General features: G+C 63.1%; 22 protein-coding genes. 17 read left to right on the top strand and 5 right to left on the bottom strand.

The features are described from left to right. The first annotated feature begins 1 nt into the window (after position 1). The 5 genes from AC1DX6_RS29575 (at position 2) to AC1DX6_RS29555 (ending at position 5,893) form a co-directional block, all read left to right on the top strand. The gene (locus tag AC1DX6_RS29575) at positions 2 to 1,327 is read left to right on the top strand and encodes a S41 family peptidase (RefSeq protein WP_477319948.1); all 1,326 of its coding nucleotides are present in this window, start codon (positions 2 to 4) and stop codon (positions 1,325 to 1,327) included. A 204-nt stretch (positions 1,328 to 1,531) separates the two neighbouring features. Continuing rightward, complete coding sequence (locus AC1DX6_RS29570) at positions 1,532 to 2,713, top strand: divergent polysaccharide deacetylase family protein (protein ID WP_477319946.1); 1,182 nt, start codon at positions 1,532 to 1,534, stop codon at positions 2,711 to 2,713. A 68-nt stretch (positions 2,714 to 2,781) separates the two neighbouring features. Beyond that, complete coding sequence (locus AC1DX6_RS29565; RefSeq protein WP_477319944.1) at positions 2,782 to 3,300, top strand: RNA pyrophosphohydrolase; 519 nt, start codon at positions 2,782 to 2,784, stop codon at positions 3,298 to 3,300. An 85-nt stretch (positions 3,301 to 3,385) separates the two neighbouring features. Next, a complete protein-coding gene (gene alr, locus AC1DX6_RS29560; RefSeq protein WP_477319942.1) occupies positions 3,386 to 4,537 on the top strand; it encodes an alanine racemase in 1,152 nt (383 codons plus the stop codon). A gap of 99 nt (positions 4,538 to 4,636) precedes the next feature. After that, positions 4,637 to 5,893, top strand: a complete 1,257-nt coding sequence (locus AC1DX6_RS29555) for a D-amino acid dehydrogenase (protein ID WP_477319940.1) — start codon at positions 4,637 to 4,639, stop codon at positions 5,891 to 5,893. Between the two features lie 103 nt (positions 5,894 to 5,996). On the opposite strand, the gene AC1DX6_RS29550 is transcribed toward AC1DX6_RS29555, so the two are convergent. From AC1DX6_RS29550 to AC1DX6_RS29540, 3 genes are all read right to left on the bottom strand, one after another. Next, complete coding sequence (locus AC1DX6_RS29550) at positions 5,997 to 8,135, bottom strand: phospholipase D-like domain-containing protein (protein ID WP_477319984.1); 2,139 nt, start codon at positions 8,133 to 8,135, stop codon at positions 5,997 to 5,999. A gap of 14 nt (positions 8,136 to 8,149) precedes the next feature. Next, complete coding sequence (locus AC1DX6_RS29545) at positions 8,150 to 8,590, bottom strand: hypothetical protein (RefSeq protein ID WP_477319938.1); 441 nt, start codon at positions 8,588 to 8,590, stop codon at positions 8,150 to 8,152. 143 nt (positions 8,591 to 8,733) lie between these two features. Further along, a complete protein-coding gene (locus tag AC1DX6_RS29540) occupies positions 8,734 to 9,615 on the bottom strand; it encodes a LysR family transcriptional regulator (protein ID WP_477319936.1) in 882 nt (293 codons plus the stop codon). Positions 9,616 to 9,994: 379 nt separating this feature from the next. On the opposite strand from AC1DX6_RS29540, the gene AC1DX6_RS29535 reads away from it, so the two are divergent. Further along, positions 9,995 to 11,491: a CoA-acylating methylmalonate-semialdehyde dehydrogenase gene (locus AC1DX6_RS29535; RefSeq protein WP_477319934.1), complete on the top strand. Its 1,497-nt coding sequence runs from the start codon at positions 9,995 to 9,997 to the stop codon at positions 11,489 to 11,491. A 280-nt stretch (positions 11,492 to 11,771) separates the two neighbouring features. Beyond that, positions 11,772 to 12,089: a hypothetical protein gene (locus tag AC1DX6_RS29530; protein ID WP_477319932.1), complete on the top strand. Its 318-nt coding sequence runs from the start codon at positions 11,772 to 11,774 to the stop codon at positions 12,087 to 12,089. A gap of 9 nt (positions 12,090 to 12,098) precedes the next feature. On the opposite strand, the gene AC1DX6_RS29525 is transcribed toward AC1DX6_RS29530, so the two are convergent. Next, positions 12,099 to 12,752, bottom strand: a complete 654-nt coding sequence (locus tag AC1DX6_RS29525) for a GntR family transcriptional regulator (RefSeq protein ID WP_477319982.1) — start codon at positions 12,750 to 12,752, stop codon at positions 12,099 to 12,101. A gap of 108 nt (positions 12,753 to 12,860) precedes the next feature. Between AC1DX6_RS29525 and AC1DX6_RS29520 the strand changes: the two genes are divergently transcribed. The 3 genes from AC1DX6_RS29520 (at position 12,861) to AC1DX6_RS29510 (ending at position 16,228) form a co-directional block, all read left to right on the top strand. Continuing rightward, positions 12,861 to 13,754, top strand: coding sequence for a dihydrodipicolinate synthase family protein (locus tag AC1DX6_RS29520; protein ID WP_477319930.1), 894 nt, complete (start codon positions 12,861 to 12,863; stop codon positions 13,752 to 13,754). A gap of 141 nt (positions 13,755 to 13,895) precedes the next feature. Beyond that, positions 13,896 to 15,215 (top strand): NAD(P)/FAD-dependent oxidoreductase, encoded by a 1,320-nt coding sequence (locus tag AC1DX6_RS29515; RefSeq protein ID WP_477319928.1) that lies wholly within the window; start codon positions 13,896 to 13,898, stop codon positions 15,213 to 15,215. Positions 15,216 to 15,226: 11 nt separating this feature from the next. Continuing rightward, on the top strand, positions 15,227 to 16,228 hold the full coding sequence (locus AC1DX6_RS29510) for a 4-hydroxyproline epimerase (protein WP_477319926.1): 1,002 nt from the start codon (positions 15,227 to 15,229) through the stop codon (positions 16,226 to 16,228). On the opposite strand, the gene AC1DX6_RS29505 is transcribed toward AC1DX6_RS29510, so the two are convergent. Further along, positions 16,221 to 17,138 carry a LysR substrate-binding domain-containing protein gene (locus tag AC1DX6_RS29505; RefSeq protein ID WP_477319924.1) on the bottom strand — a complete coding sequence of 306 codons (918 nt, stop codon included), beginning with the start codon at positions 17,136 to 17,138 and terminating at the stop codon, positions 16,221 to 16,223. The two genes, AC1DX6_RS29510 and AC1DX6_RS29505, sit on opposite strands and share 8 nt — an antisense overlap. Positions 17,139 to 17,312: 174 nt before the next feature. On the opposite strand from AC1DX6_RS29505, the gene AC1DX6_RS29500 reads away from it, so the two are divergent. From AC1DX6_RS29500 to AC1DX6_RS29470, 7 genes are all read left to right on the top strand, one after another. Beyond that, a complete protein-coding gene (locus AC1DX6_RS29500) occupies positions 17,313 to 17,699 on the top strand; it encodes an ectoine synthase (protein WP_477319922.1) in 387 nt (128 codons plus the stop codon). 435 nt (positions 17,700 to 18,134) lie between these two features. Beyond that, the gene (locus AC1DX6_RS29495; protein WP_477319920.1) at positions 18,135 to 19,037 is read left to right on the top strand and encodes a branched-chain amino acid ABC transporter permease; all 903 of its coding nucleotides are present in this window, start codon (positions 18,135 to 18,137) and stop codon (positions 19,035 to 19,037) included. A 4-nt stretch (positions 19,038 to 19,041) separates the two neighbouring features. Next, entirely contained in the window at positions 19,042 to 20,664 is a 1,623-nt protein-coding gene (gene livM / locus AC1DX6_RS29490; RefSeq protein ID WP_477319917.1) for a high-affinity branched-chain amino acid ABC transporter permease LivM, read from the top strand. Next, positions 20,664 to 21,791, top strand: a complete 1,128-nt coding sequence (locus AC1DX6_RS29485; protein ID WP_477319915.1) for an ABC transporter ATP-binding protein — start codon at positions 20,664 to 20,666, stop codon at positions 21,789 to 21,791. Before livM ends, AC1DX6_RS29485 begins: the two co-directional genes overlap by 1 nt. Next, positions 21,791 to 22,519, top strand: a complete 729-nt coding sequence (locus AC1DX6_RS29480; protein ID WP_258606637.1) for an ABC transporter ATP-binding protein — start codon at positions 21,791 to 21,793, stop codon at positions 22,517 to 22,519. The genes AC1DX6_RS29485 and AC1DX6_RS29480 overlap by 1 nt, the downstream gene beginning before the upstream one ends. 107 nt (positions 22,520 to 22,626) lie before the next feature. Continuing rightward, entirely contained in the window at positions 22,627 to 22,974 is a 348-nt protein-coding gene (locus tag AC1DX6_RS29475; RefSeq protein ID WP_477319913.1) for a DUF6867 family protein, read from the top strand. 137 nt (positions 22,975 to 23,111) lie between these two features. Further along, positions 23,112 to 24,230, top strand: a complete 1,119-nt coding sequence (locus AC1DX6_RS29470) for a branched-chain amino acid ABC transporter substrate-binding protein (RefSeq protein WP_477246042.1) — start codon at positions 23,112 to 23,114, stop codon at positions 24,228 to 24,230. Positions 24,231 to 24,422: the final 192 nt, after the last annotated feature.

Here is a 24,422-nt window from a genome sequence, read left to right as displayed (position 1 = left end):
AATGATGCGGAAACTGTCGCTTCTGTTTGCCGGTGCGCTGATGGGCGCATCAGCGATGAGCCTGGTCTACGGCGCGCCTGGCTCGACGGCGAACGCTGCGGGCTCCGAAACGTACAAGCAACTGGCGATCTTCGGCGACATCTTCGAGCGTGTGCGGGCGCAATATGTGACGCCTCCGGACGACAAGTCGCTGGTCGAAAACGCCATCAACGGCATGCTCGCCTCGCTTGATCCGCACTCGTCCTACATGAATGCCGAGCAGGCGCAGGACATGCGCGTGCAGACCAAGGGTGAGTTCGGCGGCCTCGGCATCGAGGTCACCATGGAGAACGACCTGGTCAAGGTGATCACGCCGATCGACGACACACCGGCCGCCAAGGCTGGCGTGCTGGCCGGCGACTATATCGCCAAGATCGACGGCGACGAGGTGCGCGGCCTGACGCTGAACGACGCGGTCGAGAAGATGCGCGGGCCGGTCAACACGCCGATCAAGCTGACCATCCTGCGCCAGGGCGCCGACAAGCCGATCGAACTGACGGTCGTGCGCGACATCATCAAGGTCAAGGCGGTCAAGTTCCGGGTCGAAAACGACGTCGGCTACATGAAGATCACCTCGTTCACCGAGAAGACCTATGACGACCTAGAGAATGCCATCGACACCATCAAGAAGCAGGTGCCGAACGACAAGCTCAAGGGCTATGTGCTCGATCTCCGGCTCAACCCGGGCGGTTTGCTCGACCAGGCGGTGAGCGTGTCCGACGCCTTCCTCGACCGTGGCGAGATCGTCTCGACCCGCGGCCGCGATCCCAAGGATGTCACCCGCTTCGACGCAAGGCCGGGCGACGACATCGGCGCCAAGCCGCTGATCGTGCTCGTCAATGGCGGTTCGGCCAGTGCCTCGGAAATCGTTGCCGGCGCGCTGCAGGATCTGCGCCGCGCCACGGTGGTCGGCACGCAGTCCTTCGGCAAGGGTTCGGTGCAGACCATCATTCCGCTCGGCGAGAACGGTGCGCTGCGTCTGACGACGGCGCTCTATTACACGCCGTCCGGCAAGTCGATCCAGGGCAAGGGCATCACGCCCGACATCAAGGTCGACCAGCCGTTGCCGCCGGAATTGCAGGGCAGGGACCTGACCCGCGGCGAATCGGACCTCAAGGGCCACATCAAGGGCGCCGACGAGAGCGATACCGGTTCGGGCTCGGCTGCCTATGTGCCGCCGGATCCGAAGGACGATCTGCAGCTCATCTATGCTGAGCAATTGCTGCGTGGCCAGAAGACCGATCCGGCGTTCCCGCCGAATCCGGACAAGGCTGTGCTGAACCAGTAAGTCAGCCGGCCGGGCAAACAGCTCTGGCCGCCTGATCGAAGCGATGCAATGCTGCCGGGACCGCGAGGTTCCGGCAGTTTGATTCGGGGGACGTCGTTTCTGTGGGGCGTCGCGTCTCTGACGCGCCATCAGGTTTGAATTTGCGCAGGGTCTTTGCGACAGGGGGCATCCCTCTTTCGCCGATGATGCGCCCGGGGATGCGGCTTGGCTGACATCGTAAAAGATATCGAACGCCCGCTTGGACAGACAGCCGCCCGGCCGCCGCGCGCGGCGTCGCGCCGGGTCAGCTCCGGTGCGGTTGCGGCCACGCTTGCCGTGCTGGCGGTGATTGGGGTTTCCGGTGCGATCGCGCTGCGCGAAAAGCCGTTCCGGAAACCAGAAGCGGCCACCGTGTCGACGCCGAAAGTGACGGCGGCGGCGGAACCTGCGAAAGCACCAGTCACTGCAACGGCGGCGCCGAAGGCCGACGCGCCGGTTAAAACAGGCGGGCCGCAGATCATCCATGTGCAGACGGAAGAGGGCGACGGTCCGCCCAAGGCGGGCATCGTCATTCACGATCCATCGACGCTCGGCCAGAACCTGAAAATCGCGCATATTCCCGACAAGGCGCTGATCGAGCCCAGCGATACCGGCCCGCTGCCGATCCGTGCCGCCGACGGAAGGCGGCCATTCGACGTCTATGCACGGCCATGGTCCGGTGCGCGCGGTGCCCGCGTGGCGATCGTCATTGGCGGGCTGGCCGTATCGCAGACCGGCACGCAGGCGGCGATTGCCAAGCTGCCGGCCGAGGTGACACTGGCCTTCGCCCCGCAAGGCAACAGCATTGGCCGCTGGATGCAGGCGGCGCGGCAGAGCGGCCACGAGATCGTCCTGCAGGTGCCGCTGGAGCCGTTCGACTATCCAAACGTCAATCCCGGCCGCAACACGCTGACCGTTTCGGCGACGCCGGAAGAGAATCTGAAGAGCCTGCACTGGGCGCTGTCGCGCACGACCAACTATACCGGCGTCATGAACTATATGGGCGCGCGTTTTTCGGCCGATGCGACAGCGATGGGGCCATTCATGGCCGAGCTCGGTAAGCGCGGCCTGGCCTATATCGACGACGGCTCGTCCGCGCGGAGCCTGGCGCCGGACCTTGCCTTGAAGGACGGCGTGCCGTTCGTCGCCGGCGACACGGCGATCGATGCCATGCAGGATCGCGGCGCCATCCTGAAAAAGCTCGACGCGCTGGAAGCCACCGCGCGGGCCAAAGGCTCTGCCGTCGGCATCGGCTCGGCTTTCGATCTGACGGTCGATACGGTGTCGTCCTGGGTGGTGGAAGCCAAGAAGCGCGGCATCGAGATCGTGCCGATCTCGGCGGTGGCCATAGACCCGCAAAAAGGGTAGCTCCAGCTCTCGAAACCACTCGCCACCTGCCTCGCCGGAGCGAATTCTCAAAACGGCTGTAAAATCTGATGGTTAAAAAGAAAATCGATCCCGAGACGCTGCCTTATCGTCCCTGCGTCGGGCTGATGATCCTCAATGGCGATGGCCTGGTCTGGGTCGGCCATCGCATTGCCGAGCCGGACAGCGAATTCGCCGGCACCACGCAGCTCTGGCAGATGCCGCAAGGAGGCATCGACAAGGGCGAGGAGCCGCAGCAAGCAGCGGAGCGGGAACTCTACGAAGAAACCGGCATGCGCTCGGTCTCGCTGCTGGCCGAGGCGCCCCACTGGATCAACTACGACCTGCCGGTCGACCTGGTCGGCATCGCCTTCAAGGGACGCTATCGCGGCCAGACGCAAAAATGGTTTGCCTTCCGCTTTCACGGCGAGGCAAGCGAAATCCAGATCAATCCGCCGCCGGGCGGCCATACGGCCGAGTTCGACAAATGGGCCTGGCGACCAATGCAGGACCTGCCCGAGCTGATCGTGCCATTCAAGCGCAGGGTCTATGAGGACGTGGTGGCGGCGTTCCGGCATCTGGTGGCGTAAGGCGGCCAGGAACGGCATCGTCTCCGCATGGTTGCCGCGCCCGCGCGGCGGCCCTATTGATGGGTTGACGCAACAAGGGGCTGGCATGAGCAACGCCGCCGAAGGGTCTTTCCCCGAACCTGTCGACACTGCCGGCGAGCCGGTCAGCGAAGCGGCGGCCGGCGCGATTCTGACCATCGACCTTGGTGCCATCAGGGAAAACTACCGGCGATTGAAGGCGCAACTGGGCGGCGTGCGATGCGCCGGGGTCGTCAAGGCCGACGGCTATGGTCTGGGCGCGGCGCCAATCGCACGGGCGCTGGCAGAAGAAGGCTGCACGATCTTCTTCGTCGCGCTTCTGGCCGAGGGTCTGGCGCTGCGCAAGGCGCTTGGACCCCAACCCGTGGTCCATGTCCTCAACGGCCTGCCGCCCGGCTCGGAAGCAGAAGCGGTTGCGGCGGGGCTTGTTCCCGTCATCAACAGCACTGGCCAGCTCAAAGCCTGGGGTGAAGCCGGCCGACAGGCCGGCCGCAAGCTGCCGGCAGCGATCCAGGTCGACAGCGGCATGTCGCGACTCGGCATGGCACCTGCGGAAGTGGAAGCGATTGCTGCTGATCCGCATGCCTTCGACGGCATCGTCGTTACCCTTGTCATGAGCCATCTCGCTTGCGCCGACGAGCCGGAGCATCCAGCCAACGAGCGGCAATGGCTGGTCTTCGGACGCCTGCGCAAGGTGCTGCCCGAGGCTCCCGCTTCGCTCGCCAATTCTTCCGGCATCTTCCTCGGGTCAGCCTTTCACTTCGACCTCGCCCGCCCGGGAGCTGCGCTCTACGGCATCAACCCGACGCCGGGCGAACCGAACCCGATGCTGCCGGTGGTGCGGCTGCAGGCCAAGGTCGTGCAGACGCGCCGACTCGAAAAGGGAGCCGGCGTCGGCTACGGCCACACTTTTCACGCGACGGGTCCGTTGAGCGCGGCGACGATTTCGCTTGGCTATGCCGATGGCTGGCATCGCCGCGCGGCCTCCGCCGCCTGGTTCGAAGGCGTGCGCTTGCCCTTCCTCGGGCGCGTGTCGATGGACTCGATCATCCTCGACATTTCCGCGCTGCCGGAGGGCAAGCTTGCGGAAGGTAACCTCGTCGAACTCCTCGGTCCGTCGCAGAGCGTCGACGATGCCGCCGGCCATGCCGGCACCATCGGCTATGAAATCCTGACCAGCCTCGGGCCACGCTTCCATCGCCGCTACCTGAACGGATAGCGGCAGAGCACGCAGGCACTTGGCGAGCACCATAAAATCCGGCAGACAGAAGTCAGGACGATCCGGGCCTGAAAAGACGTCGTCGTGGAGAATGGTGCGATGAAGATCCTGGTGTTGGGCGGCGGCGTGATCGGGGTCACCACTGCCTATTTTCTCGCCGAGGCCGGCCACGAGGTGACGGTGATCGATCGCCAGAAAGGTCCGGCGCTGGAAACCAGTTTCGCCAATGCCGGCGAGGTCTCGCCCGGCTACGCCTCGCCCTGGGCTGGACCCGGCATTCCGCTGAAGGCGATCAAGTGGCTGCTGATGAAGCATGGGCCGCTGGTGGTGCGGCCGGCCTTCGATCCGCATATGTGGATCTGGCTGCTCAAGATGCTGCGCAACTGCACGGCGGAACGCTACGCGGTGAACAAGGCGCGCATGGTGCCGCTGGCCGAATACAGCCGTGATACGCTGAAGGCGCTGCGCGAAACGACCGGCATTGCCTATGACGCGCGGGCCAAGGGAACGCTGCAGCTTTTCCGCACGCAAAAGCAGCTCGACGGCACATCCGGCGATATCGAGGTGCTGAAGACCTATGGGGTTCCCTACGAGGTGCTCGATCCCGAAGGCTGCGTCGCGGCGGAGCCGGCACTGGCCGGCGTGCGCGAAAAATTCGTCGGTGGCCTCAGGCTGCCGGGCGACGAAACCGGCGACTGCAAGATGTTCACCGACCGCATGGCGGAGCTCTGCGTGGCGCGCGGCGTCACCTTCGAATACGGAACGACGATCAGACGCGTCGTCAAGAACCGCAACCGCATCACCAACATCGCCACCGACAAGGGCTGGCGGGCGGCTGACGCCTATGTGATGGCGATGGGCAGCTATTCGGCGCGGTTCATGCGCCAGCTGAAACGGCCGATCCCGGTCTATCCGGTCAAGGGCTATTCGATCACCGTGCCGATCAAGGATGCGGCCGGCGCACCCGAATCCACGGTCATGGACGAAACCTACAAGGTGGCGATCACCAGGCTTGGCGACCGCATCCGTGTCGGCGGCACGGCGGAGATTTCAGGCTTCGATCTCAGCCTGCACGAATCACGGCGCCGCACGCTCGAGCACTCGGTCGGCGACCTGTTTCCCGAGGGCGGCGACCTCAAGGCGGCGACGTTCTGGTGCGGTTTGCGGCCGATGACGCCGGACGGGCCGCCGCTGATCGGCCGCACCGAGTTTTCCAACCTCTATCTCAACACCGGCCATGGCACGCTCGGCTGGACCATGGCCTGCGGCTCGGCCAAGGTGCTGGCCGACATCATCTCCAGCCGGGTGCCTGATATCAATGTCCGCGACCTTGGGCCGGAGCGATACGTCAAGTAACTAGAGCCTGTTCCATCCCGATGGAAATCGGGATGGGGCTCTATCTCTTTGTTTGAGCATGATCTTTTCCGAAAACCGGATTCCACTTTTCGGGATCATGCTCTTAGAACGCCTCCTTCACCCAGCCTTTGCTGAACAGCAGCCGGTAGGCCCACGGGATCGTCACCTTCGTTGACACCGGGTTGGAATGGGCGACATAGTCGTCGTAGATCGGCTGCATCTTGGCATAGAAGGCGGGATCGAGCACCATCATGCCGTTCTCCGAATCGTGGAAGAAGCTGCGGTTGTTGAGGTTGACCGACGAGATCGTCACCAGCCTTTCGTCGATCATCATGATCTTGGAATGCAGCACCACATCGGGCGCCTTGAACTCGCGGATGTTGATGCGGTCGCCGTATTTCTCGACGAACAGCTTGTTGAGCGCGGTCAGGAACTTGCCGCCAATGTCGCCCTTCAGGTCGATGCGGCCGACAATGTCGATCTTGACGCCACGCGCCAGCGCCCGGTCGAAAGCCAGAGCCAGCTTCGGCGTCAGATTGAGATAGGGATTGACGATCTCGATGTGGTGCTCGGCGGTGTCGATCAGTTCGACGAAATAGGCCTCCAGCGCATGCCCGTCTTCGTAGGGCACGGAGATGAAATGCCGCGCCGTGCCCAGCGGCCGCTTGCCGCCTGAGCGGACCGGAATGGAGAACGGCCGGGCGATGTTGGTGTCGGCGTCGCGCAGCCACAGCGTCGAAAGATGCGCGGCGAGCGTCTCGACCGTGGCCCGGTCTGATATCTCGATGTCGAAGTCGCTCCAGTTCGAATAGTAGTTCAGCGACAGCCCGTCGGTCCGGCCATATTGCTGGAGGTTCGGGTAGTGCGACAGGTCGACCGGCTTGTGGAACAGGAAGCCGTCATGGATGTTGCGGCCGCCGATGATGACGCGCGAGCGGCCTGGATCCTGCGCCAGCGTCGCCAGCATCTTGACGTGGTGGGTCTTGTGGAATTGCGACAGCTGCTCGTCGATCGGCGCGCCGTGGTCTGGCCGCCAGCGGTATTCCTGCAGCTCGACATTGGGGTAGTCGGCCGCCAGCCGGTGCAGCAGCGCATCGTCCTTGTCGCGCTCCAGCACGTCGGTCACCATGATACGCACCTTGGTGCCAAGTGCGGCGTGATGGCGGATCAGCCGCTCGATGATGCGGCCGGAAAAGTCCGCCTTGAACTCCAGCGACGACAGGTAGATCAGCTTGAGTTTTGGCGCGTGCGAGAAATCGAGCGGCAGTTCGGGGTCGCCCTTGTCGAAGGCGCTGTCGGGCAGGGCCGCGCCCATCAGCGCTTCGACCTTGGCATTGAAGCCGTCGCGCGACTTGCGCAACAGGCGGGGCTGTGCGAGCGGCAGAGCGCAGGTCTGCGACAGCCAGCGGCTGGCGTAGAAAACGCGGTCCAGTTCTTCGAGGCCGGCCGGATCTGGGACCGGACAGCGCTGGTAGCGGCTGTCGAAGGCGGCCAGCGCCGGGTCGGCTATTTCTTCGCGCAGGATGGAGAGCGGCGCTCCGGCAGGCGCAAGGCTGGAGCGGATTTGCAGGTCGCAGCGGTTCAGGCCGTCGCTCGGGAACAGGCTGACGGCGACGCTCTCCCCGGACAGGTGGAAGCGAAATGCCGCGCCCTTGGCGATGGTGCGCGAATGGCCGCCGGCGCGGAGCCCCAGCGCACCGTCGCACGTGCCTGATATGTCGACTGGTTGCTGGCCCGCCTGGCGCAGCAGGATTTCGACCGAGCGCGCCTGCAGGCCGGAAAAGCTGAAAGTCTTGGGTAGGGAAGGTCGGGCGGCCGCATCGACATAGAGTGTCTGCCGCGACACCCGCCAGCGACCCTCGAAACGGCCTTCGCCCGCTTTCTCGCTCGCCGGCGGCACCTGTGCGGTGGCGAGCGGCTTTGCCAATTGTTCCAGCGCCCGATAGGTCGCCTGGAAATCGCTGTTGGCGATGGCGTGACGATCATGGCCGAAAGGGCCGGTGCCGTTGGTGCGGTCGATGGCGCCGATCTGGTTGTGGGCGAGCAATGCCAGGAACTGCTTTTCGTAGTCGCTGGTGCCGGCATCGCCGAAGAACTGCGCAGCCGCGATTTGCGGTCCTGATGCGCCCGTCGACAGCGATGGTCTCGTGCAATCTTTCCCGTCTGGGAAGAAATCACAGCCATGGCGAAGTGGTCCGGCGCAGCCGGCAAGCGCGGCAAACGCTAGTCCGAGCAGGGCCATGCATGCGGCGCGGTTCAACCCGCCGCCTCGTTCAATTCCTTCAACTGGGCGGGATCGCGCGGCGGCATGAAGCCTTGCGGAAACACCTTGCAGACCGGCAGCGCGAAGGTGGCGATCAAAAGCTCAGCCTCGCTGCGCATCTTTTTTGGCGCCGTCCTGTCGTCACGGATTGTCTTCGCCGAGGCGACGAGGGCGCTGTCGCAATCGCAATGGTTGTGACGGGCGATGTAGCAGGCGTCATGGGTTTGGCAAGCGGTGTCGAGACGATCGACCGGCCTGGCCGAGAGGTCGCCGGTGCGGGTGCCTGGACCGCAGTAATTGCCGAAGACGAAAGGCGACGGGCGCGCCATGGCGGTGCGGATCGGCTTGGGCAATTCCGCTTCCGGCACCTCCGTCCATGGGTTGGCGCAAGCCGAGACGAAAACCAGCGGCAGGATGGCAAGAACGGCTCGCATTTTTTCCGCGCCAGTTTTCCGAAAATGTCCCACCCAACGCTTTGGCCGAGAGCGCCTGCAGCTGATGCCACACTGGCGGATTTTGTGGCAAGGGCAAGGCGCGGCATCGTTTGTGCTATGGCCGGCTCCGATGCGTCCTGATCCTATACAAACAGCCCACGCTCCCGCTCCACCGCCTTGGTGATGAAGTTGGCGACGATCTGGACGCGGCGCAGCGGCCTGACCGATTCGTGATAGACCAGCCAATAGGCGCGGCGGATGGGTGCGACGATGTCGACCGGCACCAGCTCCGGCATCGAGCGGGCGACGAAGGTGTGCAGGATGCCGATGCCGGCGCCCGAGCGCACTGCTTCGGCCTGGCCAAGTGCCGAGGAGATGGCAAAACTGGTGCGCCAGTCGGCGCTGAACTCGGCCGCATAATCGAGCGACGGGCTGACGATGAGGTCCGGCACGTAGCCGATCAGATTGTGTTGGCCGAGCTCGGCGGCTGTTTTGGGCAAGCCATGCGCCTGCGCATAGGCGCGGGACGCGAACAGGCCGAGCGTATAATCGACCAGCTTTCCCGCCACCAGCCGTCCCTCCGTCGGCCGCTCGACGGTGATGGCGATGTCGGCCTCGCGCCTCGACAGCGAGAAGGAGCGCGGCACCGGTACCAGCTGGATGGTCAGTTCGCGGTGAAGGGAGGTCAGCGCGCCGAGATGCTTCGCCAGGAAGGCGACGCCGAAACCGTCCGGCGCGCCGATCCGCACGGTACCAGAGACATCGTCGCCCTCGCCAGCAACGGTCGAGCGCGCGGCGATCATGTCGCCCTCCATGCGCTCGGCGATGTCGAGGAAGCGCTCGCCGGCCGGCGTCAGCTCGCTGCCGGTGGTAAGCCGGCGAATGAGTTTTGTGCGCAGGGCGTCCTCCAGCGCGGCGATGCGGCGCGAGACGGTGGCATGGTTGAGCTCGAGCCGCTTGGCCGCGCCAAGGATCTGGCCGGCGCGCGCCACGGCAAGGAAGATGCGGACGTCATCCCAGTTCATGGGGATGGTCCCGGGGACAATGATCAAAGCCGCGTTCCTTCGCGCCCCCCTCTGTCCTGCCAGACATCTCCCCCTCAAGGGGGGAGATCAGCAGTTTCGCCGCCGGTCTTTTCCCTGCGACGCTGGAGCTTGGCGAAAGCAGAGATGACAAGGCAATCTCCCCCCTTGAGGGGGAGATGTCCGGCAGGACAGAGGGGGGTGTGACGAAGCTCAACCTTGAGAATTCCTGTAAAGACAGGCGCATCCTATCATTTGCGGCAATTAATGCACACTCGACCATCGTTGTCTATTTCACGCACAACGGTTGCGTTCTCCCTCGCGTTGCCATCGACCGCGCAAAGGCGTTGAATGATCCCATCACAACAAAGGGAGAGAAATCATGATCGACTACGGTCATTTCATCGGCGGCAAGCATGTCGCCGGCACCAGCGGCCGCAAGCAGGATGTCATGCAGCCGATGGATGGCACCGTGCGTGGCACGGTAGCGCTGGCTTCGCAGGCGGAACTGCGCGCAGCGGTAATCAATGCCAGGGAAGCCCAGCCCAAATGGGCGGCAACCAACCCGCAGCGGCGCGTGCGCGTCTTGATGAAGTTCCTCGAACTGGTTGCAAGAGAATACGACTCGCTGGCCGAAATCCTGGCGCGCGAGCACGGCAAGACCATCGCCGACGCCAAGGGTGACATCCAGCGCGGCCTCGAAGTGGTCGAAGTCTGCATCGGCGCGCCGCATATGATGAAGGGCGAATTTACCGACGGCGCCGGCCCCGGCATCGACGTCTATTCGATGCGACAGCCGCTCGGCGTCGTCGCCGGCATCACGCCGTTCAATTTCCCGGCCATGATCCCGCTGTGGAAGATCGCGCCGGCCATTGCTTGCGGCAACGCCTTCATCCTGAAGCCTTCCGAGCGCGACCCGGGCGTGCCGATGCGCATTGCCGAGCTGTTCATCGAGGCCGGCCTGCCGGCAGGCATCCTCAACGTCGTCAATGGCGACAAGGATGTGGTCGACGCCATCCTCGACGACCCTGATATCAAGGCCATCGGCTTCGTTGGCTCGACGCCGATCGCCCAGTACATCTATTCGCGTGGCACCGCGTCGGGCAAGCGCGTGCAGTGCTTCGGCGGCGCCAAGAACCACATGATCATCATGCCCGACGCCGACATGGACCAGACCGTCGACGCGCTGATCGGCGCCGGCTACGGCTCGGCCGGCGAACGCTGCATGGCGATCTCGGTGGCGGTTCCGGTAGGCAACGACACCGCCAACCGGCTGATGGAAAAGCTGGTCCCGCGCGTTGAAAGCCTGAAGGTCGGTCCTTCTACCGACTCGTCCGCCGATTTCGGCCCGCTGGTCACGGCGCAGGCGCTGGAGCGGGTCAAGGGTTACGTCGACATCGGCGTCAAGGAAGGGGCCAAGCTGGTCGTCGACGGCCGCGGCTTCTCCATGCAGGGCTATGAAGACGGCTACTATATGGGCGGCTGCCTGTTCGACAATGTGACCGCCGACATGCGCATCTACAAGGAAGAGATCTTTGGCCCGGTGCTCTCGGTGGTGCGTGCACCGACCTATGAGAGCGCCATCAAGCTCGCCAACGACCACGAGATGGGCAATGGCGTCGCCATCTTCACCCGTGACGGCGACGCGGCGCGCGACTTCGCAAGCCGTGTCCAGGTCGGCATGGTCGGCGTCAACGTGCCGATCCCGGTGCCGATCGCCTATTACACCTTCGGCGGCTGGAAGGGTTCTTCGTTCGGCGACCTCAATCAGCACGGCCCGGACGCGTTCCGCTTCTACACCAAGACCAAGACGGTGACCTCGCGTTGGCCGTCCGGCGTCAAGGACGGTGCCGAATTCGTCATCCCGACGATGAACTGAGGTCGGTAGCATTTCAAAATAAAGAAAGAGGCGGGTTATCCCGCCTTTTTCGTTTTTGTAGGTCCGGTGGCGCAGGTGACGGCAAGGCAATGGTGCTTGTTTTCGGTTCGGGACCTCACCATATCGAATCCAGGGAATGTGATAAAATTCCCAGACGACAGACCGGAAACCAGAAGGAGTGACGTGATGACGACGTCGGACCCGGCCTGGAACGCTCCGGCATATTGAGGCTGCCTATGTGCCTCCCTTTGCCGGAACGTGAAGGCGAAGGAGGTGCCAAATGGCACACAAATTTTCGTTTCGATGGATCAGGATAGCCGCGATCGCCGCCGCGCTGGCGCTGTCGACGCTGCCCGCACAGGCGCAACTCGTCTGCGGCGGCCACAGTGATGTTATCGCCGGACTGGCGCAGGCCTTTGAACAGAGGCAGACTGGCTACGGTGTTGTCGGGCAAGCTGCCATTGTTGAAATCTATGTCTCGGCAAGTGGGACATGGACCTTGCTGATAACCGACGTAAACGGCCAAAGCTGCATCCTCGCGATCGGTGAGGGATGGGAGAATACCCAAACCGTGACCGCGATGGCGCACGGGAACTGAACAGCCTGATCAGCGCGTGGCCGCCATCTCGGCATGGCCGCGCAGCAGCGCCATCAGGCGCTTGGCATCCTTGGCGGCGGCCTCTTCGTCGCCGGCGAGGATCGAGCGGATCAGCGCGACGTGGTGCTCGGCGGATTCGGCTAGACCCGTATCGGCCTTGTAGCGGAACCAGAAGCGGCGGCTGTGGGTCTGCAAGGGCGCGGCCAGCCGAGCGGCGAACGGATTGTCGGCGGCCAGCGCCAGCGCCTCGTCGAGCGCCTTGTCGGCCTGGATGAAGGCAAGCACGTTGCCGGAGATCACTGCCCTCTGCATGGCCAAAGCCGCATCGTGGAACAGGTCGGCGGCCTCGCGGGTGACGAAGCGGGCGGCCGAGCGGGCCAGCACGACCTCGACACCGCGACGGGCGTCGAGTACGCGCAGCCAGTCGCCGGGATGGAGCGGGGCAATGGCAATGCCGGCGCGCGGCCGAACATCCAGCAGGCCTTCCCAGGCCAGCCGCTGGATGGCCTCGCGCACCGGTGTGCGCCCGAGCTTGAGCCGCTCGATCAACGCGCCTTCGGTGACGAAACTGGCGGGTGCCAGTTCGAGCGTCACGATCATGTGCTCGAGCACGCGGTAGGCTTTTGCCGCCACCGGCTCGGAGCTTTGGCTTTCATCGACCAACGCCAAGGGTCATCTCCTGATATATTTTGGATATATCACAACGGAATCTGCATTGACAGCGGCTTTCGCTTTAAATATATCACTGATATATCAGATGGAGAGATGACCATGTGGACTGGAGTTTTCCCCGCCGTCACAACCAAATTCACCGTGGACGACCGCCTCGACCATGCCGAGATGGAGCGCTGCTTTGCGCTGCAGATGGAGGCCGGCTGCGACGGCATCATCGTCTGCGGCTCGCTCGGCGAAGGGCCGATGCTGTCGCCTGACGAGAAGATCGAAGTGCTGAAGACGGCGCAGAAGATCGCCGGCAAGAAGCCGGTGTTGCTGACCGTCAACGAGGCCGGCACCCGCGAGGCTGCCAGCATCGCACGCCGCGCCGCGAAAGAGGGTGCCAACGGGCTGATGGTGGTGCCGAGCCCGATCTACCACACCAATGAGGAAGAGACGGTTGCGGCGTTGCGCGCCGTCGCTCAGGCCGGCGACCTGCCGGTCATGATATACTCCAACCGGCTTGCCTACCGCGTCGACGTCACCGTCGACCAGATGGAAGAGCTGGCGGCGGACAAGCGTTTTGTCGCCATCAAGGAATCCTCAGATGACATCCGCCGCTCGACCGAGATCATCAACCGTTTCGGCGACCGCTACGATCTGTTCACCGGCGTCGACAATCTGGCGTTCGAGGCGCTGTCGGTCGGCGCCATCGGCTGGGTGGCCGGGCTGGTCGTGGCGTTCCCGCGCGAGACGGTGGCCATCTACCAGCTGATGAAGCAGGGCCGCCGCGAGGAAGCCTTGAGCATCTACCGCTGGTTCCGACCGCTGCTCGACCTCGACGTGTCGACCTATCTGGTGCAGAACATCAAGCTCGCCGAAGTTTTTGCGATTCAAACCAACGACCGGGTGCGCATGCCGCGCCAGCCGCTGTCGGGCGAACGCCGCAAGGTGGTCGAGAAGATCGTCAAGGACGCGTTGGCGGTGCGGCCGAATCTGCCGCAGTTTTGAGGCTCTCTTCTCCCCGTTTACGGGGGTGAAGCGTGGTTCGCGTAGCGTTCGAAAAGCCAACAGCTTGGCTTTTCGAACGGTGAACGCCCGGAGCGACAGCGAAGGGCCAATAACGGCAGCCAGATGAGGGGCAGCGCCTACGTGCAAGGAAATTCGAAATCGGCAGAAGCGGGGCGCCGCCCCTCATCCGCCCTTCGGGCACCTTCTCCCCGTGAACGGGGAGAAGGGGAAGATATCGCCATTGTCGGTGGCGGCATCATCGGCATCTGCGCCGCGGCCTTTCTGGCGGAAGCCGGGCGTAACGTCACGATCTTCGACCGCACCGGCATTTGCGAGGAGACCAGCTCCGGCAATGCCGCCGCCTTTGCCTTTTCCGATGTGCTGCCGCTCGCCCACAAGGGCATGATCAGGCAACTGCCGAAATGGCTTGCCGATCCGCTCGGCCCGCTCAGCATTCCGCCGGCCTATCTGCCGAAGCTGCTGCCTTGGCTGTTCCGCTTCTGGCGCGCTGGGCGCAGCGACCGCTACGAGGGCAGTCTTGCGGCGCAAGTGGCGATGATGCGGCTTGCCGAGGCCGAATGGGCCGGGCTGATGGCGCGCTCCGGCACCGGAGACATGCTGTACGAGAACGGCTCGCTCGAACTCTATGAGAGCGAAGCCGAGTTCAAGGCATCGCTGTCCGGCTGGGCCGCGAGGCAGCGTTTCGGCATCGGCTTTCGCCATGTCGATGGCGAGGAGCTGGCGCGGCTGCAACCGGGGCTGTCTTCACGCTTCGTCAAGGGCACGTTCGTGCCGGGATGGAAGACCGTCGCCGACCCGAAATTGCTCGGCAAAGCCATCTGGGCCTATGCGCAGAGCAAGGGCGCCCACTTTGAAAAGGCGCGGATCGAGCGTGTCGATGCGGCTCAGAACGGCGCGACGCTGACACTGGCCGACGGCACGACGCGGCAGGCAAAGTACCTCGTCATCGCCGCCGGCGCCTGGTCGCATCTTTTGGCCAGAAATCTCGGCGACCGCATTCCGCTGGAGACCGAGCGCGGCTACAACACCACGCTGCCGAAGACTGCCTTCGATGTGAAGCGGCAGCTGATCTTCTCCGGCCATGGCTTCGTCATCACGCCGCTTGTATCAGGCGTGCGCGTCGGCGGCGCGGTCGAGCTCGGCGGCATCGAACGACCTCCCAACTATGCCCGCTCGAAAGCGCTGCTGGAAAAGGCGAAAACTTTCCTGCCCGGGCTCGATCAGTCAGGTGGCCGCGAATGGATGGGTTTTCGTCCCTCGTTGCCGGATTCGCTGCCGGTCATTGGCTGCGCGCAAAAAAGTCCGTCGGTGATCTATGCCTTCGGTCACGGCCATCTCGGCCTCACCCAGGCTGCGGCGACCGGACGGTTGATCCGAGAGCTTGTTCTCGGGCAAAGTCCGGCGCTTGATCTTTCTGCCTTTTCGCCAAACCGCTTCTGACAGGGTCCAAAATGGCACGCCATTCCTTCTTCTGCATCGACGGCCATACTTGCGGCAATCCAGTTCGGCTGGTCGCCGGCGGCGGGCCGCTGCTGCAGGGCTCGACGATGATGGAGCGGCGCGCGCATTTTTTGGCCGAGTATGACTGGATCCGCACCGGACTGATGTTTGAGCCGCGCGGCCATGACGTGATGTCGGGCTCGATCCTCTATCCGCCGACGCGTGAGGATTGCGACATCGCCATCCTGTTCATCGAGACGTCGGGCTGCCTGCCGATGTGCGGCCATGGCACCATCGGCACGGTGACGATGGCGATCGAGCACGGGCTGATCAAGCCGAAGACGCCGGGCATGCTGAGGCTCGATACGCCGGCCGGCCTGGTCACCGCCGAATACAAGCAGGTTGGCGAGTATGTCGAGGAAGTGCGCATCACCAATGTGCCGTCCTTCCTCTATGCCGAGGGGCTGACAGTCGACTGCCCCGGGCTCGGCGAGATCAGTGTCGATGTCGCCTATGGCGGCAATTTCTACGCCATCGTCGAGCCGCAGAAAAACTATCGCGACATGGCCGATCATTCAGCCGGCGACCTGATCGCCTGGAGCCCGGTGGTACGGCAGCGGCTCAACGAGAAGTACACATTCGAGCATCCGGAAAATCCCGGCATCAACCGGCTGTCGCACATGCTGTGGACCGGGGCGCCGACGGTGGCGGGTGCGGATGCGCGCAATGCCGTCTTCTACGGCGACAAGGCGATCGATCGCTCCCCGTGCGGCACCGGCACCTCGGCCCGGATGGCGCAGCTTCATGCCAAGGGCAAGCTCAAGGCGGGCGACGACTTCGTCCACGAATCGATCATCGGCTCGCTGTTCAAGGGCCGGGTCGAGAAAGAGGTCACACTTGCCGGCAAGCCGGCGATCATTCCGTCGATCGGCGGCTGGGCGCGGATGACCGGGCTGAACACCATCTTCATCGACGACCGCGATCCGTTCGCGCATGGGTTTATCGTCAAATGACGTCGAGTTGCCCGGCCCGGGAGTCACCTGCTTCCTTGTCAACCGAGACCTCCTGGCGAAACCAGTCGGCGAATTTGAACGCTGCCGGTGAGGCTTGCGCCAGCATGGTCAGGAAGTAGCCCTTGTCGCGATTGGTCGCGATCTCCGACAGGACGATCAGGTCGCCGCGCTTCAGCTCGTCGCGAAAAACTTCGACCGGACAGAGCGCCACGCCGTGACCGGCGATGACCGCCGTCGCAAGAATGTTGAAGTCGGCGAAAACCGGCCCATTGCCGACATCGACGGCGGGCAAGCCGGCTTGCGAAAACCATTCGCGCCAGCCGTCGCGGGTCTCGTCATGCAGCAGGTCGGCGCCGGCGATGCCGGCCGGCGTGCGCAGATGATCCTTGCCGGCGAGATAGTGGGGGCTGCACACCGGCCGGTTGAGGCGGGAGAACAGCTTGAGGCTGGTGACGTCGGGCGAGGGATCGGCGCCGAGCGTGATCAGCACATCGTTCTGGCCGTCGATGAACCTCTCATCGGCCTTGGCATAGGCGACCCGCATGCCGATGCCGGGGTGACGGGCGGCAAAGCCGGACAGACGCGGCACCAGCCAGCGGCTGGCGATGGAAGGAATGCAGCCGACGGACAAGGTTTCCTGGCCGGCGTTGCGGCGAATGCGGCGGCAAGTGGCGCCGAGTTCGGCAAGCGCACCACTGGCCGAGATCTGCAGGATCAACCCGGCTTCGGTCAGCCGCACCTTGCGGGCATCCCGGTGAAACAGCGAGACGCCCAGCCATTCCTCCAGCCGCCGGATCTGGTGACTGATGGCAGGGTGGGTGACGTGAAGCTCTTCGCCGGCGGCCGAAAAGCTGAGATGGCGGGCAGCGGCCTCGAAAGCGCGGACGGCATTCAACGGGATGTAGTCCATCTGTTAAATTTACTAACATATCGGGTGAGAAGCAATCATTTGAAAGCGCCTCGCAGCTGCGGCATTGCTGCGTTCGGATCTCGGGATCGTCGCGGAGGCAATAACAAAAATAGCGCGATTCCCTGTCCATTTTGCGTGTCGTGGCCCGTGGCCGTAGCTTTCGAGAGAGCGATCATGTTTACAAGACAACTGACTGATGTAGAAAAATCTGACTTCTTCGTCGATTGGGGCAATGGCACCAGCCATCGTCTGCTGACGCAGCAGGACGGCATGGGGTTCACCGTCTGCCATACCGTGGTGCGCGCCGGCAGCGAATCACGCCTCCATTACCGCAGGCATTTCGAGGCCTGCTACTGCATCGCCGGCGCGGGTGAGGTCGAGGACATGTCCGGCCTGGTGCATCGCATCGAACCGGGCACGATCTATGTGCTCAACGAACATGACGAGCATTTTCTGCGCGCCGACGCCGCCAGCGACATGGTCCTGGTCAGCGTGTTCAACCCACCATTGAAGGGTACCGAGCGGCACGTTCTTGGCCAGGACGGCGGCTCGGCCTATTGAGGCCGGGGCGGAGCGATCATTGCTTCGATTGGATGGCAGGGCTGAAGGCCATCTTTGTCGCCGACCACGATCCGTTTTCGCGCAAGTTTGTCGCCAGCTAACAGAATCCGGAGCCGCTGGGCGCAAAAGGCGCGAAAACCGGATCGCCTTCAATGACGCAACGATCCTGCTCATCACCTAATTTTTACGGTGATTTCTTCGAAACGAGGCGCATGATGCGGCTGAATCGTCAAAGACATTGCGTTATGCCAATGATAGGGTCCGCGATAGTCCAGGGACCGGATAAGAAAAAACGGGCAATCTGATGGCGTGTCGGGAAAACACGCATGGCCATCGAAAAATCACGTTGCAATCCGGGCTCGAAACTTTACGACTAGGGGAAATACGAAAAGGAATGCGTCTGCATGGGCGACATTCCAGGGGAGCCACGACAGCATGCAGTACTTTGTCCAGCAGCTTATCAATGGGCTGACGCTGGGATCGATCTATGGGCTGATCGCAATCGGCTATACGATGGTCTACGGCATCATCGGCATGATCAATTTCGCCCATGGCGACATCTTCATGGTCGGAGCCTTCACCGCCCTCATCGTCTTCCTCATCCTCGGCGCCATGTTCACTTCGGTGCCGATCGTGCTCGCGCTGCTGATCATGATGATCGTGGCGATGCTGCTTACCAGCCTCTACAACTGGACGATCGAAAAGGTGGCCTACCGGCCGCTGCGCGGTTCGTTCCGGCTGGCGCCGCTGATCACCGCGATCGGTATGTCGATCGCACTGTCCAATTTCGTCCAGGTGACGCAAGGGCCGCGCAACAAGCCGGTCCCGCCGATGGTGTCCAAGGTCTTTACGATCGACGGTGTCAGCGTTTCGCTGAAGCAGATCATCATCGTCGTGGTCACCGCGATCCTGCTGGCGCTGTTCTGGTACCTCGTCAACAGGACCGCGCTTGGCCGAGCGCAGCGCGCCTGCGAACAGGACCGCAAGATGGCGGCACTGCTCGGCATCGATGTCGACCGCACCATTTCGATCACCTTCATCATGGGCGCCGCCCTTGCGGCCGTCGCCGGCACGCTGTTCCTGATGTATTACGGCGTGGTGGTGTTTTCCGACGGCTTCACGCCCGGTGTTAAGGCGTTTACCGCGGCGGTGCTCGGCGGCATCGGCTCGCTGCCCGGCGCCGTGCTCGGCGGGCTGATGATCGGCTTCATCGAGAGCATGTGGTCGGCCTATTTCTCCATCGACTACAAAGACGTCGCCGCCTTCTCCATCCTGGCGATCGTGCTGATCTTCCTGCCGTCCGGCATTCTGGGCCGGCCAGAAGTCGAAAAGGTCTGAGATCATGGCGGTTACCGTTTCTCCGGAAAGCGACGTCGTCGCCAGCCCCATCCAGCGCGCCTTTCGCGAGGCGCTCTATGCCGGCGCCATCGCGCTTGGCCTGTTCGTCCTGTTTATCGGCCTGAAGACCGATCAGAACATCTCCAACGAACTGATCCTGGTGCAGCGCTGGGGCCTCCTCGCCGTTGTGGTCGTCGCCGTGGCGGCCGGACGTTTCCTCTACGTCGCCTATGCCTTGCCGTTCATGGCTCGTCGAACAGCGGCCGATGCCGGCACAGGCAGCCTGGCGACGCGATTCTTCACGCTCCCCTATTTCATCGTCGCCGTCGTCATAGCGACCGCTGTGTTCCTTCTGGCCTTGACCGGCTCGCTTGAGGAGTTGCTGGGACCGTTCCTGGCCGACTTTTCCCGATTCCTGCGCGGGCTGGCCATCGTCTATGCCTTTGCCTCGGTGCTGTATTACTTCCGCAGGTTCATCCGTGCCCGCGGTTCCATATTGGGCATCATCGCACTGCTGCTCTATCCAGTTTGCGTCGTGCTGGTTCTTGCCGCCTTGTCGCGGTCGTGGTCGGCCGGTTTCCAGGGTTCGCTGCTGCTGGTTGACAATTTCGGGATCCAGATCCTGATCTACGTGATGCTGGCCTGGGGGCTAAACATCGTCATCGGCCTGGCCGGGCTGCTCGACCTTGGTTATGTCGCTTTCTACGCGGTCGGGGCCTATGCCTATGCGCTGCTCGGCACGCATTTCGGCCTGTCGTTCTGGATCCTGCTGCCGGCCGCGGGCCTGATGGCGGCGTTCTGGGGCGTGATGCTCGGCTTTCCGGTGCTGCGCCTGCGCGGGGACTATCTGGCGATCGTGACGCTGGCCTTCGGCGAGATCATCCGGCTGGTGATCATCAACTGGCGCGAGGTGACCAACGGCTCGGCCGGCATTTCCGGCATCCCGAAGGTCTCTTTTTTCGGCCTGATGTCGTTCAACGTCTCGGACCCGAACTATATTTCCAAGGTGCTGGGCATCGCCCAGTCGGGCGCCTACTACAAGATTTTCCTCTATTATCTGATCCTGGGGCTGTGCTTCCTGACCGCCTTCGTCACCGTCAGGTTGCGCCGCCTGCCGGTCGGGCGCGCCTGGGAAGCGCTGCGCGAGGATGAGATCGCCTGCCGATCGCTCGGCATCAACACCACCACCACCAAGCTGACGGCGTTTGCCACCGGTGCCATGTTCGGCGGCTTCGCCGGCGCGTTCTTTGCCGCACGGCAAGGCTTCGTCAGTCCGGAATCCTTCGTCTTCCTGGAATCGGCGATCATCCTGGCCATCGTCGTGCTCGGCGGCATGGGCTCGCTGATCGGCATCGCCATCGCGGCGATGGTGATGATCGGCGGCACAGAAATCCTGCGCGAGTTGGATTTCCTCAAGAGAGGCTTGGTCTGGGGCGACGTAACGGTCATCCCCGGCTTCGGTCCCGACTTCACACCGGAGCTCTACCGCATGCTTTTGTTCGGCATGGCCATGGTTATCGTCATGCTGTGGAAGCCGCGCGGCTTCGTCGGCAGCCGTGAACCGACCGCCTTCCTCAAGGAGCGAAAAGCGGTCTCGGGGTCCTTTACCAAAGAGGGACACGGCTGATGAGCATGAACTCGATTCAGAAGACCAATCCGGGCATGAACGACGCCATCCTCCAGGTCGACCATCTGTCGATGAAATTCGGCGGTCTGGTCGCCATCGGCGACCTGTCCTTCCAGGCCAGGCGCGGCGAGATCACCGCGCTGATCGGACCGAACGGCGCCGGCAAGACCACGGTGTTCAACTGCATCACCGGCTTCTACAAGCCGTCGGAAGGCATGATCACGCTCAACCGCAGCGACGGCTCGAGCTATCTGCTCGAACGGCTGCCGAACCATGAGATCCCGGCGCGCGCCAAGGTGGCGCGCACCTTCCAGAACATCCGCCTGTTCTCGGGCATGACGCTGCTGGAAAACCTTCTGGTCGCCCAGCACAACAAGCTGATGAAGGCGTCGGGTTATACGATGCTGGGCCTGTTCGGCTTCCCGAGCTATCGCAAGGCATCGGCCGAATCGATCGACTTGGCCAAGCATTGGCTGGAGAAGGCCAATCTCGTCGACCGTGCCGACGATCCGGCCGGCGACCTGCCCTATGGCGCGCAACGGCGCCTGGAGATCGCGCGCGCCATGTGCACCGGTCCCGAGCTTCTGTGCCTCGACGAGCCGGCCGCGGGCCTCAATCCGAAGGAATCGGCGGCGCTCAACGACCTGCTGATGGACATCAAGAGCAGCACCTCGATCCTGTTGATCGAACACGACATGTCGGTGGTCATGCAGATTTCCGACCATGTCGTGGTGCTGGAATACGGACGCAAGATCTCCGACGGCAGTCCGCAATCGGTGCGGACCGACCCGCGCGTCATCGCCGCCTATCTCGGTGTCGATGACGAAGAGGTCGAGACGGTGCTGACCGAGGTCGGTGACGAAGCCGTCATCGAGCAGTTGGACACCGGTCCCGACAAGGCGCACGGGTCCGACATGTCGTCGTCGATGATGGCCGGCCCGGTGACCGACACGATCGGCCACAGCGAGGGCGAGCGCATCACAGTGGCGAAGGGCGCTTCGAAGGCAGCGCAGGTCGATGCGAGGGCCAACTTGCCAAGAAAGCCGTCCGAGCGGGCCACGGCCAAGCCGACCGGCAAGCCGACCGGGAAGTCCTCGACAACCAAGCCGCGCGGAGGACGCAAATAATGGCCGGGACAACGCTGCTCGATATCAAGGGCGTCCAGACCTACTACGGCAATATCCGGGCGCTGAACGGCGTCGATGTCACCGTCAACGAGGGTGAGATCGTCGCGCTGATCGGCGCCAACGGCGCCGGCAAGTCGACGCTGATGATGACCATCTTTGGCGCACCGCGCGCCCGCGCCGGCACCATCACCTTCGCCGGCACCGACATCACCCAGATGCCCACCCACGAGATTGCGCGCATGCGCATTGCGCAATCGCCGGAGGGGCGCCGCATCTTCCCGCGCATGACGGTGATGGAAAACCTGCAGATGGGCGCCAGCCTCGACAACCTCAAGCACTATGACGAGGACGTCGAGAAGGTGTTCACACTGTTCCCGCGCCTCAAGGAGCGCATCGCCCAGCGCGGCGGTACGCTGTCGGGCGGCGAGCAGCAGATGCTGTCGATTGGGCGCGCGCTGATGGCGCGGCCGAAGCTGCTTTTGCTCGACGAGCCGTCGCTGGGTCTGGCGCCGCTGATCGTCAAGCAGATTTTCGACGCCATCCGCGAACTGAACCGCACGCAGGGGTTGACCGTGTTCCTGGTCGAGCAGAACGCCTTCGGCGCGCTGAAGCTCGCCACTCGCGGCTATGTCATGGTCAACGGCAACGTGACGATGAGCGGCACCGGCAAGGAACTGCTCGCCAATCCGGAAGTGCGCGCCGCCTATCTCGAAGGCGGCCACCACTGAGTTTGGAGCGGAATGTGCTTCCGATATTCCGTTCCAAGTTGTTTGTTTGCATGATCTTTGTCCGAAAAGTCTGCAACTTTTCGGGACCATGCTAGGGAGTTTTCATCATGCAGGGCATTCTCTACGAGGAACCCTCGATCTGGCAGTTCTTCTTCGTCACCTGCCTGCTTGGCGGCTGGGCGGCATGGATGACCGGCAAGGCCAGTGCCCAGACATGGCGCAGCTTCATCCAGCTGTTCGCCTACATGCTGGGCCTCGGCATCGGCATCAGGTTCATCCACCATGCGCTGTTCGGCGGCACGATGTTCTCTCTGCATTACTACATCGTCGATACCATCGTGCTGCTGATTCTGGGCTTCATCGGCTATCAATACACGCGCACCAACCAGATGGTGACGCAGTATAATTGGCTCTACGAACGAGCCTCGCTTTTGAGCTGGAAGCCGAAAGCTTGACGTTCATCATAAACGCCGTTTCGGGGATGAATCGGCGTGACAAGCGCCTGAAAATCGGCAAAGTAAACTTTCTGCGAGCAAGGGTGGGCATCGCATGAAAGCATCATCCACGCCCACTCGGTAAATGGGAGCGTTATATGAAAAAGTCACTTTTGTCCGCCGTCGCCCTGACCGCGCTTGTCGCGTTCAGCGGTAACGCGTGGGCTGACATTCTGATCGGCGTAGCCGGTCCGATCACCGGCCCGAACGCAGCGTTCGGTGCCCAGCTGCAGAAGGGCGCCGAACAGGCCGCCGCCGACATCAACGCGGCCGGTGGCATCAACGGCCAGCAGGTCAAGCTCGAGGTCGGTGACGACGTGTCGGACCCGAAGCAGGGCATCTCGGTCGCCAACAAGTTCGTCGCTGACGGCGTCAAATATGTTGTCGGCCACTTCAACTCGGGCGTCACCATCCCGGCGTCGGAAGTCTATGCCGAGAACGGCATTCTCGTCATCACGCCTTCGGCGACCAACCCGCAGCTGACCGAGCGCGGCCTGTGGAACACGTTCCGCACCTGCGGACGCGACGATCAGCAGGGCAAGGTTGCCGGCGACTATCTCGCCGCGCACTTCAAGGATGGCAAGATCGCGGTCATCCATGACAAGACGCCTTATGGCCAGGGCCTCGCCGACGAAACCAAGAAGGCGCTCAATGGCAACGGCCTGACCGAAGTCTTGTATGAAGGCATCAATGTCGGCGACAAGGACTTCTCGGCCCTCATCGCCAAGATGAAGGACGCCGGTGTCAACGTCGTCTACTACGGCGGCCTGCATACCGAGTTCGGCCTTATCGAGCGCCAGGCGGCTGACCAGGGCCTCAAGGTCCAGTTCATGTCGGGCGACGGCATCGTGTCGAACGAACTGGCTTCGATCGCCGGCGACGCCGTCGATGGCACGCTGATGACGTTCGCTCCCGATCCGCGCAAGAACCCGAACGCCAAGGAACTCGTCGAGAAGTTCCGCGCTGCCGGTTTCGAGCCTGAGGCCTATACGCTCTACTCCTACGCCGCCCTGCAGATCGTCGCCGCCGCCGCCGCCAAGGTCGGCTCGTCGGACGATGCGCAGAAGGTTGCCGCAGAGATCAAGGCGAGCGGCCCCTGGAAGACCGCTATCGGCGACATCGGCTATGACGCCAAGGGCGACATCACCCGCCCCGACTATGTCATCTACAACTGGAAGAAGGGTGACGACGGCAAGTACACCTACTTCGAGCAATAAGCCGACAAACGTCTGAAATCGGAAAATGCCCGGCGCGCTGCGCCGGGCATTTTTCATGTCGGGTACGACCTCTATCCAAACCCGAAATCGATCCTCGATGCACCGGGCGAAAGGCATCCGCCTGGATTGCAAATCGGAGGCCGCTGACGCGTCCAGGCAAGAGCATGCCGCTTTCGCGCGAAGAATCGATTT

The organism is Mesorhizobium sp. P2_C4 (genome assembly GCF_056404575.1).
The sequence above is the reverse complement of the archived record's forward strand: the minus strand, read 5'-3'. Positions and strand labels throughout refer to the sequence as shown.